The sequence below is a fragment of the Pantoea sp. X-Soil-OKNW-556 genome, from assembly GCF_059730695.1.
The window spans coordinates 219,905-237,253 of record NZ_AP035990.1; the positions used below are offsets into that span (position 1 = coordinate 219,905).

Annotated in this window: 16 protein-coding genes; 11 read left to right on the forward strand and 5 right to left on the reverse strand. The window is 55.7% G+C overall.

The window, feature by feature from the left end:
* Window positions 1–3: 3 nt before the first annotated feature.
* Complete coding sequence (locus tag AC6I8T_RS00965) at window positions 4–474, reverse strand: thioesterase family protein (RefSeq protein ID WP_021183801.1); 471 nt, start codon at window positions 472–474, stop codon at window positions 4–6.
* Between the two features lie 187 nt (window positions 475–661).
* On the opposite strand from AC6I8T_RS00965, the gene pldA reads away from it, so the two are divergent.
* Genes pldA through rhtC form a run of 3 tightly spaced genes read left to right on the forward strand, consistent with a single transcriptional unit; the run spans window position 662 to window position 4,021 of the window.
* On the forward strand, window positions 662–1,540 hold the full coding sequence (pldA, locus tag AC6I8T_RS00970) for a phospholipase A (protein ID WP_021183802.1): 879 nt from the start codon (window positions 662–664) through the stop codon (window positions 1,538–1,540).
* A 21-nt stretch (window positions 1,541–1,561) separates the two neighbouring features.
* A complete protein-coding gene (gene recQ, locus AC6I8T_RS00975; RefSeq protein ID WP_021183803.1) occupies window positions 1,562–3,385 on the forward strand; it encodes an ATP-dependent DNA helicase RecQ in 1,824 nt (607 codons plus the stop codon).
* Window positions 3,386–3,397: 12 nt separating this feature from the next.
* Window positions 3,398–4,021: a threonine export protein RhtC gene (gene rhtC / locus AC6I8T_RS00980; RefSeq protein ID WP_021183804.1), complete on the forward strand. Its 624-nt coding sequence runs from the start codon at window positions 3,398–3,400 to the stop codon at window positions 4,019–4,021.
* Window positions 4,022–4,091: 70 nt separating this feature from the next.
* Here rhtC and rhtB read toward each other — a convergent pair whose 3' ends face one another.
* The gene (gene rhtB / locus AC6I8T_RS00985) at window positions 4,092–4,715 is read right to left on the reverse strand and encodes a homoserine/homoserine lactone efflux protein (protein WP_021183805.1); all 624 of its coding nucleotides are present in this window, start codon (window positions 4,713–4,715) and stop codon (window positions 4,092–4,094) included.
* Window positions 4,716–4,819: 104 nt separating this feature from the next.
* On the opposite strand from rhtB, the gene pldB reads away from it, so the two are divergent.
* The 3 genes from pldB to AC6I8T_RS01000 all read left to right on the forward strand — a co-directional run bounded on the left by pldB (window position 4,820) and on the right by AC6I8T_RS01000 (window position 7,711).
* A complete protein-coding gene (gene pldB / locus AC6I8T_RS00990; RefSeq protein WP_208724548.1) occupies window positions 4,820–5,812 on the forward strand; it encodes a lysophospholipase L2 in 993 nt (330 codons plus the stop codon).
* Window positions 5,813–5,865: 53 nt separating this feature from the next.
* The gene (gene yigL, locus AC6I8T_RS00995) at window positions 5,866–6,666 is read left to right on the forward strand and encodes a sugar/pyridoxal phosphate phosphatase YigL (RefSeq protein ID WP_021183807.1); all 801 of its coding nucleotides are present in this window, start codon (window positions 5,866–5,868) and stop codon (window positions 6,664–6,666) included.
* 178 nt (window positions 6,667–6,844) lie between these two features.
* Window positions 6,845–7,711 carry a carboxylate/amino acid/amine transporter gene (locus tag AC6I8T_RS01000; RefSeq protein ID WP_021183808.1) on the forward strand — a complete coding sequence of 289 codons (867 nt, stop codon included), beginning with the start codon at window positions 6,845–6,847 and terminating at the stop codon, window positions 7,709–7,711.
* Here AC6I8T_RS01000 and AC6I8T_RS01005 read toward each other — a convergent pair.
* Entirely contained in the window at window positions 7,708–8,187 is a 480-nt protein-coding gene (locus AC6I8T_RS01005; RefSeq protein ID WP_021183809.1) for a YehS family protein, read from the reverse strand. The two genes, AC6I8T_RS01000 and AC6I8T_RS01005, sit on opposite strands and share 4 nt — an antisense overlap.
* A 53-nt stretch (window positions 8,188–8,240) precedes the next feature.
* Window positions 8,241–9,173: an HTH-type transcriptional regulator MetR gene (gene metR, locus AC6I8T_RS01010; protein ID WP_497833430.1), complete on the reverse strand. Its 933-nt coding sequence runs from the start codon at window positions 9,171–9,173 to the stop codon at window positions 8,241–8,243.
* A 177-nt stretch (window positions 9,174–9,350) separates the two neighbouring features.
* Here metR and metE point away from each other — a divergent pair, with 177 nt between their 5' ends.
* Window positions 9,351–11,621, forward strand: a complete 2,271-nt coding sequence (gene metE / locus AC6I8T_RS01015) for a 5-methyltetrahydropteroyltriglutamate--homocysteine S-methyltransferase (protein ID WP_497833431.1) — start codon at window positions 9,351–9,353, stop codon at window positions 11,619–11,621.
* Between the two features lie 43 nt (window positions 11,622–11,664).
* Here metE and AC6I8T_RS01020 read toward each other — a convergent pair whose 3' ends face one another.
* Window positions 11,665–12,501, reverse strand: coding sequence for a dienelactone hydrolase family protein (locus tag AC6I8T_RS01020; protein WP_208724550.1), 837 nt, complete (start codon window positions 12,499–12,501; stop codon window positions 11,665–11,667).
* A gap of 301 nt (window positions 12,502–12,802) precedes the next feature.
* On the opposite strand from AC6I8T_RS01020, the gene udp reads away from it, so the two are divergent.
* From udp to ubiE, 4 genes are all read left to right on the forward strand, one after another.
* Window positions 12,803–13,564 (forward strand): uridine phosphorylase, encoded by a 762-nt coding sequence (udp, locus tag AC6I8T_RS01025; RefSeq protein WP_208724551.1) that lies wholly within the window; start codon window positions 12,803–12,805, stop codon window positions 13,562–13,564.
* A 75-nt stretch (window positions 13,565–13,639) separates the two neighbouring features.
* Window positions 13,640–14,908 carry a tetratricopeptide repeat protein gene (locus tag AC6I8T_RS01030; protein ID WP_497833432.1) on the forward strand — a complete coding sequence of 423 codons (1,269 nt, stop codon included), beginning with the start codon at window positions 13,640–13,642 and terminating at the stop codon, window positions 14,906–14,908.
* Window positions 14,909–14,990: 82 nt separating this feature from the next.
* Entirely contained in the window at window positions 14,991–16,505 is a 1,515-nt protein-coding gene (gene rmuC, locus AC6I8T_RS01035) for a DNA recombination protein RmuC (protein WP_208724553.1), read from the forward strand.
* Window positions 16,506–16,580: 75 nt separating this feature from the next.
* On the forward strand, window positions 16,581–17,339 hold the full coding sequence (ubiE, locus tag AC6I8T_RS01040) for a bifunctional demethylmenaquinone methyltransferase/2-methoxy-6-polyprenyl-1,4-benzoquinol methylase UbiE (protein WP_021183817.1): 759 nt from the start codon (window positions 16,581–16,583) through the stop codon (window positions 17,337–17,339).
* Window positions 17,340–17,349: the final 10 nt, after the last annotated feature.

Here is a 17,349-nt window from a genome sequence, read left to right on the forward strand (position 1 = left end):
TTCCTAACCGATCAGATAAGTCGCAGTGGCGGTAGCGATGTAATCACCCTGCTGGTTATGCATTTCAACGCGGGCGACCGCGACTTTATTACCGGCACGCAGCAGGCTGCTGGTGGCGACAAAACGCTCGCCGCGACCCGGACGCAGATAATCCACGCGCATATCAATCGTACCCATCCGCGACAAGCGCTGGCGCAGCTCCTCTTCGCTGATGTTCTCCTGGCGCGTCAGCGAATGACTGACGCAAACCAGGCCAGCGGCAACATCCAGTACCGAGGCGATCACGCCGCCATGCAAAATACTTTGCGCGGCATTCCCCACCAGCATGGTTTTATTGGCAAAACCCAGTTCGGCGTAATCGGGTTCGAGCCGATCCAGTTCCAGCCCAAGTGCCTGATTAAACGGCATATGATAAACAAAAATTTCGCCAATCAGACGGCGTGCTTCCTGCGGTGTCAGCATCGGTGATGACATGGTGGTGGCCTTCAAACAACCCCTTGTACGGGGCGATGGATGTTAAAGAATTGTGTATATTATGCCGCGTTAGAGCCGCTTTCCAGTTTCAGAAATCGTCGCTAATCAAGGGTTAAGTTTGTGTGTAGAATGACCTGCTTTTTTAAACCGTTACCAAACGACTATGCAGTGCCCACTGGAGAATTCTATGCGTAAGCAGCGCGCCTTGCTGGCAGCGGCTCTGTTAATTCCTGCTATGGCGCAGGCGGATGAAGCCACGATTAAAGAGGTTCATGATGCACCAGCGGTAAAGGGCAGTATTATTGCTAACCTGCTGGAGAAACACGATAACCCATTCGTGCTTTATCCCTACGAAAACAACTATCTGCTTTACACCTACACCAGCGACATGAACAAAGAGGCCATTTCCTCTTACGACTGGGCAGACAAAGCCAAAAAGGATGAAGTAAAATTCCAGCTCAGTCTGGCCTTTCCGCTGTGGCGCGGTATTCTGGGCGACAATTCGGTACTGGCGGCGTCTTATACCCAGCGTTCCTGGTGGCAGCTCTCCAATCGTGGCGCCTCTTCACCGTTTCGTGAAACCAACTATGAGCCGCAGATTTTCCTCGGCTGGGCGACGGATTACTCGCTGGGTGGCTGGACATTGCGCGATGTGGAGATGGGTCTGAACCATCAGTCAAACGGCCGCAGCGATCCGACTTCGCGTAGCTGGAACCGCGTATATGCGCGCTTGATGGCGGAGAACGGCAATTTCCTCGCCGAGATCAAACCCTGGTATCGTATCCCGGAAAGCGCCAGCAATGATGACAACCCGGATATCACCAAATACATGGGCTATTACCGCGCGAAGCTGGGTTACATGTACGGCGAAAGCATTTTTAGCGTGGAAGGCAATTACAACTGGAACAGTGGCTACGGCGGTGCAACCTTTGCCTGGAGCTACCCGATCAGCGAGCATGTGCGTTTTTACACGCAGCTGTTTAGCGGCTATGGTGAATCGCTCATCGACTACAACCACCGCCAGACGCGTGTGGGTGTCGGCGTAACGCTCAACGATCTGTTCTGATAAGCAAACAACAGGATTACCGTGGCAACATCGGCAGTGCTCAATCAGGAAACGCTGGCGCAGCAGGTATTACAGGATACCTTCGGCTACCAGCAATTTCGTCCCGGCCAGCAAACCATCATCGAAACGGCGCTGGCAGGGCGCGATTGCCTGGTGGTTATGCCCACCGGCGGGGGCAAATCGCTGTGTTATCAAATTCCGGCGCTGGTGCGTGAGGGATTAACGCTGGTGGTTTCGCCGTTGATTTCCCTGATGAAAGATCAGGTCGATCAATTGCTGGCTAACGGTGTGGCTGCGGCCTGCCTTAACTCCACCCAGACGCGTGAAGAGCAGCAACAGGTGTTTGCCGATTGTCGTAGCGGTCGCCTGAAACTGCTCTATATCGCGCCTGAACGCCTGATGATGGATAACTTCCTCGACAGCCTGCACCACTGGAATCCGGTGATGCTGGCGGTGGATGAAGCGCACTGTATCTCGCAATGGGGCCACGATTTCCGCCCGGAGTATGGTGCGTTGGGCCAACTGCGCCAGCGCTTCCCGGAGCTGCCGGTGATGGCGCTGACCGCCACCGCTGACGAAACCACGCGTAATGACATCGCGCATCTGTTGCAGATGCACGATCCCCTGATTCAAATCAGTAGCTTCGATCGACCGAACATCCGCTATACGCTGGTGGAGAAGTTCAAACCGACCGAGCAGTTGCTGCGCTATGTTCAGGACCAGCGCGGCAAAAGCGGCATTATTTACTGCAACAGCCGCGCCAAGGTGGAAGACACCGCTGCTCGCCTGCAAAGCCGTGGTCTGAGCGTGGGTGCTTATCATGCCGGTATCGACAGCGCCCAGCGTGCGCGGGTGCAGGAGGCTTTCCAGCGTGATGACCTGCAAATTGTGGTGGCTACCGTGGCGTTCGGCATGGGCATCAACAAGCCCAACGTCCGTTTTGTGGTGCACTTTGATATTCCGCGTAACATCGAATCCTATTATCAGGAAACGGGCCGCGCCGGACGTGACGGTCTGCCTGCCGAAGCCATGATGCTGTACGACCCGGCCGATATGGCCTGGTTGCGTAAATGTCTGGAAGAGAAAACGCCTGGGCCGTTGCAGGATATTGAACGCCATAAACTCAATGCGATGGGCGCGTTTGCTGAAGCGCAAACCTGCCGTCGTCTGGTGCTGCTCAACTATTTTGGCGAGGGACGTCAGCAGCCGTGTGACAACTGCGATATCTGCCTCGATCCACCGCGTCGTTACGATGGTCTGGTGGAGGCGCAGAAAGCGCTGTCCAGCATTTATCGCACCGGGCAGCGCTTCGGCATGGGCTATATTGTTGAAGTTTTGCGCGGTGCCAGCAACCAGCGTATTCGCGATAACGGGCACGACAAATTGCCGGTTTACGGCATTGGCCGGGATAACAGCACCGAACATTGGGTCAGCGTGCTGCGTCAGCTCATCCATCTCGGAATGGTGACGCAAAATATCGCCATGCATTCCGCGTTACAACTTACCGAAGCGGCTCGTCCGGTGCTGCGTGCAGAAATCCCGCTGATGCTGGCGGTGCCGCGAATTGTGACGGTGAAAACGCGCAGCAGCTCGCCGAAGGTCTATGGCGGCAATTACGATCGCAAACTGTTCGCCAAGCTGCGTAAGTTACGTAAAGCGATTGCTGACGAGGAGAATATTCCGCCCTATGTGGTGTTTAACGACGCCACGTTGATTGAGATGGCGGAACAGATGCCGGTGAGCGCGTCAGAAATGCTGAGCGTGAACGGTGTCGGCCATCGCAAACTGGAACGTTTTGGTAAACCGTTCCTGGTGATGATCAAAGAACATCTTGATGAAGAGTAAAGGAAAAAAAGCATGTTGATGTTATTCGCTACCGTCGCACTGGTACATCTGGTCGCGCTGATGAGTCCTGGCCCGGACTTCTTTTTTGTCTCGCAGACCGCTGCCAGCCGCTCGCGTAAAGAAGCGATGATGGGGGTGCTGGGGATCACGCTGGGAGTAATGGTGTGGGCCGGTGTGGCGCTGATGGGTCTGCATCTGATCCTGGAAAAAATGGCGTGGCTGCATCAAATCATCATGGTAGGTGGCGGCTTATATCTGCTGTGGATGGGCTGGCAGTTGATGCGTTCGGCGCGTCAGCGTCATCAGCAGCCAAACAGCGAAGCACCCGTCGTGGAGCTGCCGAAAAAAGGGATGAGCTTCCTTAAAGGCTTGCTGACCAACCTCTCCAACCCGAAAGCCATTATCTATTTCGGCAGCGTGTTCTCGCTGTTTGTTGGCAATGATGTCGGCGCAATGGAGCGCTGGGGATTATTCCTGCTGATTCTGGTGGAAACCTTCGCCTGGTTTACCGTGGTGGCGGCGATTTTTGCTCTGCCGTGGATGCGTGATAAATATCAGCGCATGGCGAAGTGGGTTGATGGTATGGCGGGTGTCCTGTTTGCCGGCTTCGGCATCCACCTGATCATTTCACGGTAATTTTATCCGTAGCGGCGCGATTTTTCGCGCGGGTTTATAGGCGCACGATAAATCGCGCCGCTACGAACTATCAGGCGATTCTGCGCGCGCTGGCTAACAACGCACCGACGGCCATAAACAAACCACCAAACGTTCGATTCATTGCCTTCATCTGCTTCGGCCCTTTAATCCAACCGGCGATGCGGGTGGCGAGCGTGGCATAACCAATCATCACGATAATATCTACGACCACCGTGGTGACGCCGAGCACCAGATATTGCATCAGCTGTGGCTGGTGCGGCTGAATGAACTGCGGGAACAGCGCGGCAAGAAACACAATGCTTTTGGGGTTAGTCAGGTTAACCAACACCGCGCGCTTAAACAGGCGACGACGCGGCATCGCTTTGGCGACAGCATTGAGATCCAGCGCGCCACCCGAGCGCCATTGCTGAATACCCAGCCACACTAAATAGGCGGCACCGGCCCACTTCAGGATTTCGAACGCCAGCAGCGACTGAGAAAACAGCGCGCCAAGACCCACACCCACCAGCACGATATGTACCGACAGACCAATTTGCAGGCCAGATATCGAGGCCACTGCGCCGCGATAGCCGTGACTGATGCCGGTGCTCATGGTGTTAATCGCGCCGGAACCCGGCGAGAGGCTAAGGATGGTTGTGGTAAGCAGGTAGGTTAACCACCATTCAATGGTCATGTGTGACATTCCCTGATGTAAGCGAAGTGTGACACAATACGCCAGAAAATCGCGGCACGCTATGGAGTGGACGTGTGGCGTTGACGTTTTTTTCAGGAGGGCGGATGCAGAAGATAAAACAGAGTTGGCTCAGGCGTGAAAAGGCGTTTGCCTCCTTTGCTACCGGTCCGCTGCTCGACTTCTGGCACCGTCGTGAAGAGTGTGAATTTACCGGCGTGGGGAATCTCACCCTGCGCTATGTTCGTTTCACTTCTCCGCAACATCATCGTGTCATTCTGATTGTTCCCGGACGTATTGAAAGCTACATCAAATACCCGGAGCTGGCCTATGACCTGTTCCACTGTGGTTTTGATGTGGTGATTATTGACCATCGAGGTCAGGGACGCTCCGATCGTCTGTTGGAAGATTCCCACCGCGGGCATGTGGTGGATTTCAATGATTACGTTGACGATCTGGAAACGCTTTATCTGAAAGAGATCGTCAGTGGCCATTACCAGCAGCGCTATGCGCTGGCGCATTCGATGGGCGGGGCGATCCTTGCGCTGTTTCTGGCGCGTCAGCCACGGGCGTTTCACGCCGTGGCGCTGGCGGCACCGATGTTTGGTATTACCTTGCCGCTGCCGCCTTTCCTCGCGCACCGCATTCTTGACTGGGCAGAGAAAATGCCCGCGCTGCGCGATGGTTATGCCCTCGGCACCGGGCGCTGGCGGGCCCATCCCTTCGGCATCAATCAGCTGACCCACAGCCGGGAACGTTATCAGCGCAACTTGCGTTTTTACGCTGACGATCCGGCGATTCGCGTCGGTGGCCCGACTTACCATTGGGTACGTGAAGGGGTGCAGGCGGGTCGCAGCATTATCAGTCAGGTGAATAACATCACCACGCCGATGCTGCTGATGCAGGCCAGCGAAGACCGGGTGGTGGATAACCGCTCGCAGGATTTGTTTTGTGAGGCGATGGCAGCAGCAGGGCATCCCTGCGAGGGTGTCACGCCTTATGTGATTGAAGGCGCGCGCCATGAGATCCTGTTTGAAACAGACGCGATGCGCGCCCAGGCGCTAAATGCGGTGGTGGATTTTTTTGCGCGCCACGTTTAATTGATTTTTTATTTTCCGGCTACGGCCAACCGACATTAATACCAGAGGTTTCCATGTACCACATCGTCGCATCCGACCTGGATGGCACGCTGCTCTCACCAGACCATCGTCTGACCCCTTTCGCCCGCACCACGTTGCAGGAGCTGGTGGCACGCGATGTCCATTTCGTTTTTGCCACCGGTCGTCACTATATCGATGTGGGTCAGATGCGCGACAAACTCGGCATCCCGGCTTATATGATTACCTCCAACGGCGCACGCGTGCACAATGCTGACGGCGAGTTGATCTTCAGCCATAACCTGGATGCCGACATCGCCCAGGATCTGTATGGCCTGAAATACCACGATGAACAGGTTCTGACCCACGTTTACCGTGACGACGAATGGTTTATCAGCCGTCACCGCCCGGCGGAGCAGGATTATTTTCGTGAATCGGTGTTTAACTACCAGGTTTACCAGCCGGGGATGCTGCCGAGCGATGGCATCAGCAAAGTGTTCTTTACCTGCGACGATCCTGAGCATCTGATCCCGATGGAGCAGGCGATTGAGGCGCGTTGGGGCGATCGGGTCAATGTCAGCTTCTCGCTGCCGACCTGTCTCGAAGTGATGGCGGGGGGTGTCTCCAAGGGACATGCGCTGGAAGCGGTGGCAAAACAGCTCGGCTATTCATTGAAAGAGTGCATCGCGTTTGGTGATGGCATGAACGATGTCGAGATGCTCAGCATGGCCGGTAAGGGCTGCATCATGCGTAATGCCCATCAGCGTCTGAAAGATACCTTGCCTGCGCTGGAAGTGATTGGCAGCAATGCCGAAGACGCTGTACCGCAGACGTTGCGTAAATTGTTCCTGGCATAACCTGATCCGTAGCGGCGCGATTTATCGCGCAATTTCGTGTGCGTTGCAGGAAAAACCCGCGCGATAAATCGCGCCGCTACGGGGTGCTTGTGTTTTATCCGATTGTAAACCAGATAATTCAACGAGGCAGCGACAGTTTGTTTACACTAACGGCACTGTTCATTTTGGGATCGTTACCGTGCTGTTATTGATCGTTACCACCATTCTGTGGGCTTTTTCCTTTAGTTTAATCGGGGAATATCTGGCGGGTCAGGTGGATTCCTGGTTCTCGGTGCTGATGCGCCTGGCGCTGGCAGCCATTGTGTTCCTGCCCTTCCTGCGCTGGCGTGGCTATCGCGCTTCAACCATCTTGCTGTATATGCTGGTGGGAATGCTGCAACTGGGTGTCATGTACCTGCTGAGTTTCGAAGCCTATCTCTATCTGAGCGTCACCGAATTCCTGCTGTTCACCGTGATGACACCGCTGTATGTCACCCTGATTTATGATTTGCTCAGTCGGCGTCCACTGCGCATCGGCTATGCCTTTAGCGCCATGCTGGCGGTGATTGGCGCGGCGATTATCCGTTACGACAAAGTCAGCGATCATTTCTGGTTTGGCCTGCTGCTGGTGCAGGCGGCGAATATCTGCTTTGCCATTGGCATGGTAGGTTACAAGCGTTTGCAGGAAACACGTCCGATGCCGCAGCACACCGCCTTTTCCTGGTTCTACCTCGGCGCGGTGATTATTGCGGTGATTGCCTGGAGCCTGTGGGGTAATCCCAACAAACTGCCGACCACTTCGCTGCAATGGGGCATTCTGGTGTGGCTCGGCGTTGCGGCGTCTGGCCTGGGATACTTTATGTGGAACTACGGCGCGACCCAGGTGGATGCGGGGACGCTGGGGATTATGAACAATATGCACGTTCCGGCTGGCTTGCTGGTGAACCTGGCGATCTGGCAGGAAAAACCGCACTGGCCCAGCTTTATCGCTGGAGCCATCGTGATTTTTGCGTCACTTTACGTTCATAAACGCTGGGTGTTGGGAAAGACCACCACCAGCCATTAAGCCTTTTTGACGGGGGTTGGACGCTGCACCAGCGTCAACCCCTTCAAAAAGTTACGCAGAATCTGGTCACCGCACTCGCGATAGTTTTTATGATCCGGGTTACGGAAAATCGCGCCAATCTCCGCCTGAGAAACTTTAAAGTTCGCCTTCAGCAACACCTCGGGGATATCCGTGGTCTTCAGGGCAAACGCGATGCGCAGTTTCTTCAGGAAAATGTTGTTATTCATCCGGCGCTCAATCGACGGCGCAGGCGCATCTTCGCTTTTACCACGACGATGGAAAATTAAACCGTTAAGGAAATACCCCATCAGCACGTCAGGGCAAGGACGATATGCAGCGTCATCGTCCTTCTTCAGCCATGCCTGAACATCTTCCAGCGGCACATCGCTGCCTGCCAGCGCAAAAATCTCCACCACTTTGCTGTCGCTCAGGTCCAGCATATAGCGCACACTGCGCAGCACATCGTTATTAGTCATGGTGAAAATCTCCTGGTCGCGGGTTAAGGCGGCGCATTATAGAGCAGGCTAACTCAGGAAGACAGGGGCTGTAACGAACCCGGACGCGCAGCATCACGTACAAACGGCAAATGTTCGCAGGCATGCTGACGGGCAAAGCGCACAAACGCCTCCAGCACCGGCTGACGCTGCTCACCATCGCGCATCGCCGCATACAAACGGCTCCACAACCCATCGCCCAACGTTTTCGTCACCACCAACCCCTGTTGTTCAAAACTCTCCACTACCCAATGTGGTAACGCCGCAATGCCCATACCGGCTGACACCATCTGAATCAACAACAGGGTATTATCGACACTCTTCAGGGCTGGGCTGATGCCTGCCGGTTGCAGGAAGTTTCGCCAGATATCGAGACGCTGACGCTGCACCGGGTAAATCATCAGCACTTCATCTGCCAATTCTTCCGGTGAAATGTGCTCAACGTTTGCCAGTCGATGATCCGGGGCCATCACCAGGCGCACCTCAAAATCGAACATCGGCGAATAGAACAAACCGCTGCGCGGCAGAATATCCGAGGTCAGCACCACATCCAGCTCACCCTGTTGCAAGGCTGGTTGTGGGTCAAAGGTCACGCCAGATTTAAAATCCATCACCACCTGGGGCCAACTCTGACGGAAATTATTTAACGCAGGCGTCAGCCACTGAATGCAACTGTGACACTCAATCGCAATACGCAGCGTGGTTTGATGCGGCTCATGACAAGCCTGCAAGGCTTGCTGAATCTGCGGCAGGATCTGCTCAGCCAGTTGTAACAGGATCTCCCCCTGTGGCGTAAAGCGTAGCGGCTGGCTCTTACGCACAAACAGGCGAAAGCCCAGCCGTTGCTCCAGATCGCTGAACTGATGAGACAACGCCGATTGCGTTTGATGAAGCTGGGCAGCGGCGGCAGCCAGCGAACCGGTATTCCTTAACGCTTGCAGCGTTCGCAGGTGTTTGAGTTCGATCATGAGAATCCTTCACATCGAGATTGAACAATTTGCGCTTGAGGAACATACAGTACCCGCAGAATATAGCGGTGTAAACATCTGGACGGCTAAACATCTCCAGCAAGCGTTGTGACCAGTCTATGTTGGCCCTGATTTGAAGCGCGTGCTGCACAGTTAAGAATACCTGGAGAACAACAAATGACCATTCTGAACCACACACTCGGTTTCCCTCGCGTCGGTTTGCGTCGTGAATTGAAAAAAGCTCAGGAAAGCTACTGGGCAGGTAACAGTTCACAGGAAGAGCTGCTGGCTGTGGGCCGTGAACTGCGTGCGCGCCACTGGCAACAACAGAAAGATGCGGGTGTGGACCTGCTGCCCGTGGGCGACTTCGCCTGGTACGATCACGTACTGACCACCAGCCTGCTGCTGGGCAACGTACCGGCACGTCATCAGAATAAAGAGGGTTCAGTCGATCTCGACACCCTGTTCCGCCTGGGCCGTGGCCGTGCACCGACCGGTGAACCGGCGGCTGCCGCGGAGATGACCAAATGGTTTAACACCAACTATCACTACATGGTGCCGGAATTCACCCGTGGGCAGCAGTTCAAACTGACCTGGACCCAATTGCTGGACGAAGTGGACGAAGCGCTGGCGCTCGGCCACAACGTCAAACCTGTGCTGCTCGGTCCGGTGACTTACCTGTGGTTGGGTAAAGTGAAGGGTGAACAGTTTGACCGCCTGTCATTGCTGCCAGCGATCCTGCCGGTCTACCAACAGGTGCTGGCTGAACTGAAAAAACGCGGTATCGAATGGGTGCAGATTGATGAACCGGCACTGTCGCTGGAACTGCCAGCGGCGTGGCGCGCGGCGTTTCAACCCGCTTATGACGCGCTACAGGGTGCAACCAAACTGCTGCTGACCACCTACTTCGACAGCATCGGCCAAAACCTGGAAGTGATCAAAGCGCTGCCGGTGCAGGGCCTGCACGTTGACCTGGTACACGGCAAAGACGATATTCAACAGCTCCACCAACAACTGCCTGCCGAATGGCTGCTGTCGGTCGGGGTGATCAACGGTCGCAACGTCTGGCGTGCTGATCTCAGCCGCTGGTTTGAGCGCCTGCAACCGCTGGTGGGGCAACGCCCGCAACTGTGGATTGGCTCCTCTTGCTCCCTGCTGCACAGCCCGATCGACCTGAGCGTGGAAACCCGCCTGGATGATGAAGTCAAAAGCTGGTTCGCCTTCGCCCTGCAAAAATGCGCAGAGCTGGCATTGTTGAGCAAGGCATTGAATAACAATGATGCCCAGTCACTGGAAGCCTGGAGTGCGCCAATCCGAGCCCGTGCCCACTCCAGCCGGGTGCACAATGCCGCCGTGGCGCAGCGTTTGGCCAATATTCAGGCCGCAGATACTGAGCGTCACAGCGCTTACCGTGAACGCGCCAAAGCGCAACGTAACCGCTTCAATCTGCCCGCATGGCCAACCACCACCATTGGTTCATTTCCCCAGACCACAGAAATTCGCGGCCTGCGCCTCGACTTCAAAAAAGGCAACATTGATGGCGGCCACTACCGTACCGGCATCGCTGAACACATCAAACAGGCGATTGTCGAGCAGGAACGCCTCGGTCTGGACGTGCTGGTGCACGGCGAAGCGGAGCGTAACGACATGGTCGAATACTTCGGGGAAAATCTCGATGGCTTCATCTTTACCCAGAACGGTTGGGTACAGAGCTACGGTTCACGCTGCGTCAAACCGCCAGTGATCATCGGTGATGTCAGCCGCCCGGCAGCCATCACCGTGGAGTGGGCGAAATATGCGCAGTCGCTGACCGACAAACCGGTCAAAGGTATGCTTACCGGTCCGGTCACCATCTTGTGCTGGTCGTTCCCGCGCGAAGACGTCAGCCGTGAAACCATCGCTAAACAGATTGCGCTGGCACTGCGCGACGAAGTGGCCGATCTGGAAAAAGCCGGTATCGGCATTATCCAGATTGACGAACCGGCGCTGCGTGAAGGCCTGCCGCTGCATCAATCTGACTGGGCGGCGTACCTCACCTGGGCGGTGGATGCGTTCCGTCTCAACGCCGCCGTGGCGCAGGATGACACCCAGATCCACACCCATATGTGTTATTGCGAGTTCAACGACATCATGGACTCGATTGCCGCCCTGGATGCCGACGTGATCACCATCGAAACCTCACGTTCCGACATGGACCTGCTGGATGCGTTTAAAGAGTTTGAATACCCAAATGAAATCGGCCCAGGTGTGTATGACATCCACTCACCGAACGTACCGAGTGTTGAATGGATGGTGGATTTGCTGCGTAAAGCCGCGCTGAGTATCCCGGAGCAACGTCTGTGGGTGAATCCGGACTGCGGTCTGAAAACCCGAGGTTGGACAGAAACCCGTCAGGCACTGGCGAATATGGTTATCGCGGCGAAGCACCTGCGCGGTGAAACAGCCTGAATGCTGTGTTGACACTTTGGGGCGCGCAAGCGCCCCTTTTTTATTACGCGTCAGGCGTGACGCCATACTGTTGGAACCACGCCAGCATGCGCGTCCAGCCATCTTTTGCGGATTCCGCATGATAGCTCGGACGGTAATCAGCGTTGAAGGCATGACCCGCTTCGGGATAAACCACAATCTCCGCTTTGGCATTGGCGGCGTGCAGCGCCTGGCGCATCTGCTCAACGCTCTCCAGCGGAATCCCCTCATCCTGACCACCGTACAGGCCCAGCACCGGGGCATTCAGATCAACCGCTATATCAATCGGGTGCTTCTGCTGCTTGAGCGTCTTATCACCCACCAGGCGACCATACCAGGCGACCGCCGCACGCACCTGCGGATTGTGCGCGGCAAACAGCCAGCTTATGCGGCCGCCCCAGCAGAAACCGGTAATCCCCATACGCCGAATATCGCCGCCGTTGCGGGCGGCCCAATTGGCGACATGGTCGAGGTCGGATAACACCTGTGAGTCCGGCACTTTGCTTACCAACTCTTTGAACAGGGTTGGGATATCGGTGTATTCGCTCGGATCGCCCTCGCGGAAATAGAGTTCCGGTGCCACCGCCAGATAACCCTCCAGCGCCAGACGGCGGCAGATATCCCGGATATGCTCATGCACGCCAAAAATTTCCTGGACTACCAACACCACCGGCAATGTCCCTTGATACTCTTTCGGGCGGGCATAAAACGCGGGCAGATTTTCCCCCTGGCTCGGAACCGAGGTTTCTCCGGCATGGATTGCCTCGCTGTGGGTAAGGATGGTGCTGCTGGCGGTCGGTTGGACGGCGGGAGCAAAGCCACCCGTTGCAGATTTTTGTGCCATATTGTCTTCGGTTTTCATTGTTCTCTCCATGCTGGCAAGTGCGCAATCACGTAACTATAGCCTGGCCGTAGAGGCCGGGCGGGTGTAGGTTTCAGAGGGGATACGCATGAATTCTTCTTCTCTATTAACACCGCCGACTGAACTTACACAGCACCGGATGTAGCAATTCAGAATGGCAGACCGCTGATGTGTGACTTAAATCACGAAAATATTTTCTGTTAATGTAACTTTCATTATTTATAGTGAAATTACTCACATATTTATCGCGTCTGCTGACGTAAAGTGGCGCGCATATCCCTATATCTACCAGGAGTCTGTTATGGCCCAGTCTGACGTTTTCCACCTTGGCATCACCAAAGCCAGCCTGAAAGGAGCCACACTGGCCATCGTTCCCGGTGACCCGGAGCGCGTGAAGAAAATTGCGGCGTTGATGGACAACCCGCAACATCTGGCGTCGCACCGTGAATTCACCACTTATCTGGCTGAACTGGAGGGGAAACCGGTGGTGGTGTGCTCCACCGGCATCGGCGGGCCGTCCACCTCAATTGCCGTCGAAGAACTGGCGCAACTCGGCGTGCGCACCTTCCTGCGCGTGGGCACCACCGGCGCGATTCAGCCGGGCATCAATGTCGGTGACGTGTTGGTCACCACCGCATCAGTACGCCTGGACGGTGCCAGCCTGCATTTCGCACCGATGGAGTTCCCGGCAGTAGCCGATTTCACCTGCACCACGGCGCTGGTGGCGGCGGCGGAAGCCTGTGGCGCAAAAACCCATATCGGCATCACCGCGTCGTCAGATACCTTCTATCCCGGCCAGGAACGTTACGACACTTTTTCCGGGCGCGTGGTCAGCCGCTTCCAGGGTTCCATGAAAGAGTGGCAGCAGATGGGTGTCCTCAACTATGAGATGGAATCCGCTACACTGTTAACCATGTGCGCCAGCCAGGGGCTGCGAGCCGGTATGGTGGCGGGTGTCATCGTGAACCGTACGCAGAAGGAGATCCCGGATGCGGCGACCATGAAACAAACCGAAAGCGATGCGGTGAAAATTGTCGTTGAAGCTGCGCGCCGGTTAATGTAGCGCGCCCGGCAGCGGGCTATGGTTCGCTGCCCGTTAAGGATGCGCGCAAGTTCAGCGGATTACTGAGAGTCTTTTATGCGCAAAACTGTTGCTGTTCAACGCCCGGCCTTTATGACCAACCCGGTAGCGATGCAATCCCGTGTCGAAGGTGCGGCCGCGCGCTTCCGTCAGGCGATGGCGGCGGCGGATTATCCCGCCGCCCGCCGCTGCTGTGAAGACGTGCTGCGTGTGATGCCACATAACATGCAGGTGTTAAGTGACTACGCGTTGACTTTGATGCGCACCGGTGATTACAACAAGTCCTACAAAACCTACCTGAAAATCTATCAAGCCTCCGCCGACCAGCGGGCACAGGCGTCTGAAACCTGGCTGGATGGCCTGACTGAAGTGTGCGGCTGGCTCAATAAAGCGGATGAGGTGGCGCGTTACGGGCTGGAATCGTTGCAGCAATCTGATGCGAAGTTCAGTACCGGGCAGAAGCACCCGATCCCGGCTGAGGCACCACCGGCTTTTGATGCCAGCAAGCCCCAGGAAAATATCATCGCCTTTAGCCTGTATGGCAATCAGCCGCGATATTGCGAAACCCTGATTAAAAACGTTGAGGTAGCACGCGAACTCTACCCGGCCTGGACCTGTCGCGTTTATCTGGATGACAGCGTACCGCAGCATGTCTGGCAACGTTTGCAGCAGCCTGATGTGCAACTGGTCGACATGTCTGAGGAAAAAACGTTGTTCCCGACGTTGTGGCGTTTCCTGGTGATCGACGACCCCAGCGTCAAACGCTTCATCGTACGTGATGCCGACTCACTCCTTTCTGAACGTGAAGTGGCCGCAGTCGATGCCTGGCTGCATTCGCCTTACTGGTTCCATCATATGCGCGACTATTTTACCCACACCGAGTTGCTGCTGGCGGGGATGTGGGGAGGTTGTCATGGCGTATTCAGCCAGGTGGAACAACAGATGCGGGATTTCATCGCTGAGTATCAGGGCAGCGAACGTTTTACCGACCAGTTCTTTCTGAAACGGGCGCTGTGGCCGACAGTACGTGACAGCATCCTTAATCACGACGATATTTTCCGTTTTCATCATGCTCAGGCGTGGCCCGCACATCCTCCAATCCGCTGGCAGACGGACAAGTTTCATGTAGGCAGCAATGCCGGGTTTTCCAGCATGGCGGGGAAAGCCAGCGTGGCGGATGCCGAGTGGCAGCAGGTTACACTCACCTGGGCCGGGCAAAGCTGGAGCTATCCGGCCAGAGTGCGCAACGGCGAATGGGAACTACCGATGCCATTTTTCCTGATAGAGGCGTGGAAAGCAGGTGAGTTAACGGTGCAGACGTTATAAGCCGCTATCCGGCAGAATTGTCTGGACATTCATACAGTACGCCTCTACCTTTTCCCTCAGCGAGACGATCCGCGGGGGAATTATGGATCAGCAACTTATCATCATTAGTGGCGCATTGGCGTTGGCCGGTTTTGGCATCGGCTGGATTGTGGCGCAGATGCGAGCCGGTCATCAACAGGCCAGCTTCTTAACGGAACGCCGCTTATCTGAAGAGGCGCAACTGCGTCAGCAGCAGCAACTGGAGCTGGCACAGCAGCAGGTGCAATTGCGCGAGCAGGAACTACGCCAGCTGCACGGTGCGTTGAGCGGTGCACAGGAGCGCCTGCAACAACTCGATTACTGGCGCGGCGAAAGCGAACAGCTCAGCCGTGAACTGCGCAATCAGCTGGAGGTGAACAGCGCGCAGGAAGCCGAATTGCGTGAAGTCACCATCCGCCTTGAAGAGACACGCTTTGCCGCTGAGGAGAAACAGCGTCTGCTGACCAACAGCGAACAGCGCCTGAGCGCCCAATTCGAAAATCTTGCCAATCGCATCTTCGAAAACAGCGGTCGTCGTGTTGATGAACAAAACCGCCAAAGCCTGAACAGCCTGATTGGTCCGCTGCGCGAGCAACTGGACGGATTTCGTCGTCAGGTGACAGACAGCTTCGGCCAGGAAGCGCGCGAACGTCACACGCTGGCGCATGAGATCCGTCAGCTGCAACAACTGAATGCGCAGATGGCGCAGGAAGCCATCAACCTTACCAAAGCCCTGAAAGGCGACAATAAAATCCAGGGGAACTGGGGCGAAGTGGTGCTTGGCCGAGTGCTGGAGGCTTCCGGCCTGCGCGAAGGCCATGAGTATGAAACCCAGGTCAGCGTGCAGCTGGAATCGCAGGGCAGGATGCAACCGGATGTGATCGTACGTCTGCCGCAGGGCAAAGATGTGGTGATTGACGCCAAAATGACGCTCATCGCCTATGAGCGCTACTTCAATGCCGAGGATGAAGCCACGCGCGAGCAGGCGATTCAGGAGCACATCAACGCGGTGCGCGGTCATATTCGCCTGTTGGGGCGAAAAGATTATCAACAATTGCCCGGTTTACGCTCTCTGGATTATGTGTTGATGTTTATCCCGGTTGAACCGGCCTTTCTGCTGGCGATCGATCGTCAGCCGGAGCTGATCAGCGAAGCGTTGCAGCAGAACATCATGCTGGTCAGTCCCACGACGTTGCTGGTGGCGCTGCGCACCATCAACAACCTGTGGCGTTATGAGCATCAAAGTCGCAACGCCCAGCGTATTGCTGACCGCGCCGCGCGCTTGTACGACAAAATGCGGCTGTTTGTCGATGACATGAGCGGCATCGGTCACAACCTGGATAAAGCGCAGCAAAGTTATCATCTGGCGATGAAAAAGCTGGCGGAGGGGCGTGGCAATCTGATTGCGCAAAGTGAAGCCTTTCGTTCGCTGGGTGTGGAGATCAAGCGTCCGATTAATCCGCAGCTGGTGGCCCAGGCACAGCCGGAGGAGTCTGATAATGATTGGGCCGATGATGAGCAGCCTGATGAAAAAACAACAGATTCTTCCGCCGCTTCCCTGCGCCGTATCAACGAATAACGCGCCGGTCGCGTGCCCGGCCAGCGCAACTCTGATACACTTCGCGAAGTATTGTTTGTGGAACAGGTAAAACCCATGGCAGATGAATCACAGCAGGAAACTACCCACTTTGGCTTTCAGACCGTCGCCAAAAGCGAAAAGGCAGATAAAGTCGCCGACGTGTTTCACTCCGTAGCGGCAAAATATGACCTGATGAACGATCTGATGTCGTTTGGCATCCATCGTGTCTGGAAGCGTTTCACCATCGACAGCAGCGGCGTTCGCCGTGGGCAGCGCGTGTTGGACCTCGCCGGTGGTACGGGCGATCTGACGGCAAAATTTTCCCGTCTGGTGGGCGAAACGGGCCAGGTGGTGCTGGCGGATATCAACAGCTCAATGCTGAAGATGGGCCGCGAGAAACTGCGTAATCTTGGCATTTCCGGCAACGTCAGCTATGTGCAGGCGAATGCCGAAGCGTTGCCATTCCCGGATAACTATTTCGATTGCATCACCATCTCTTTCGGTCTGCGTAACGTAACCGAGAAAGAGAAAGCGCTGGCATCGATGTTCCGCGTGCTGAAACCGGGTGGCCGTCTGCTGGTGCTGGAGTTCTCCAAACCGTTGCTGGAACCGCTCAGCAAAGCCTACGATGCTTACTCGTTCCATATTCTGCCGCGCATTGGTCAACTGGTGGCGAAGGATGCAGAAAGCTATCGCTATCTGGCGGAATCCATCCGTATGCATCCCGATCAGGAAACCCTGAAGGCGATGATGAATGACGTCGGTTTCGAAAATACCACTTACTTCAACATGACTGGCGGCATTGTCGCGCTGCATCGCGGCTTTAAGTTCTGACAAATCATGG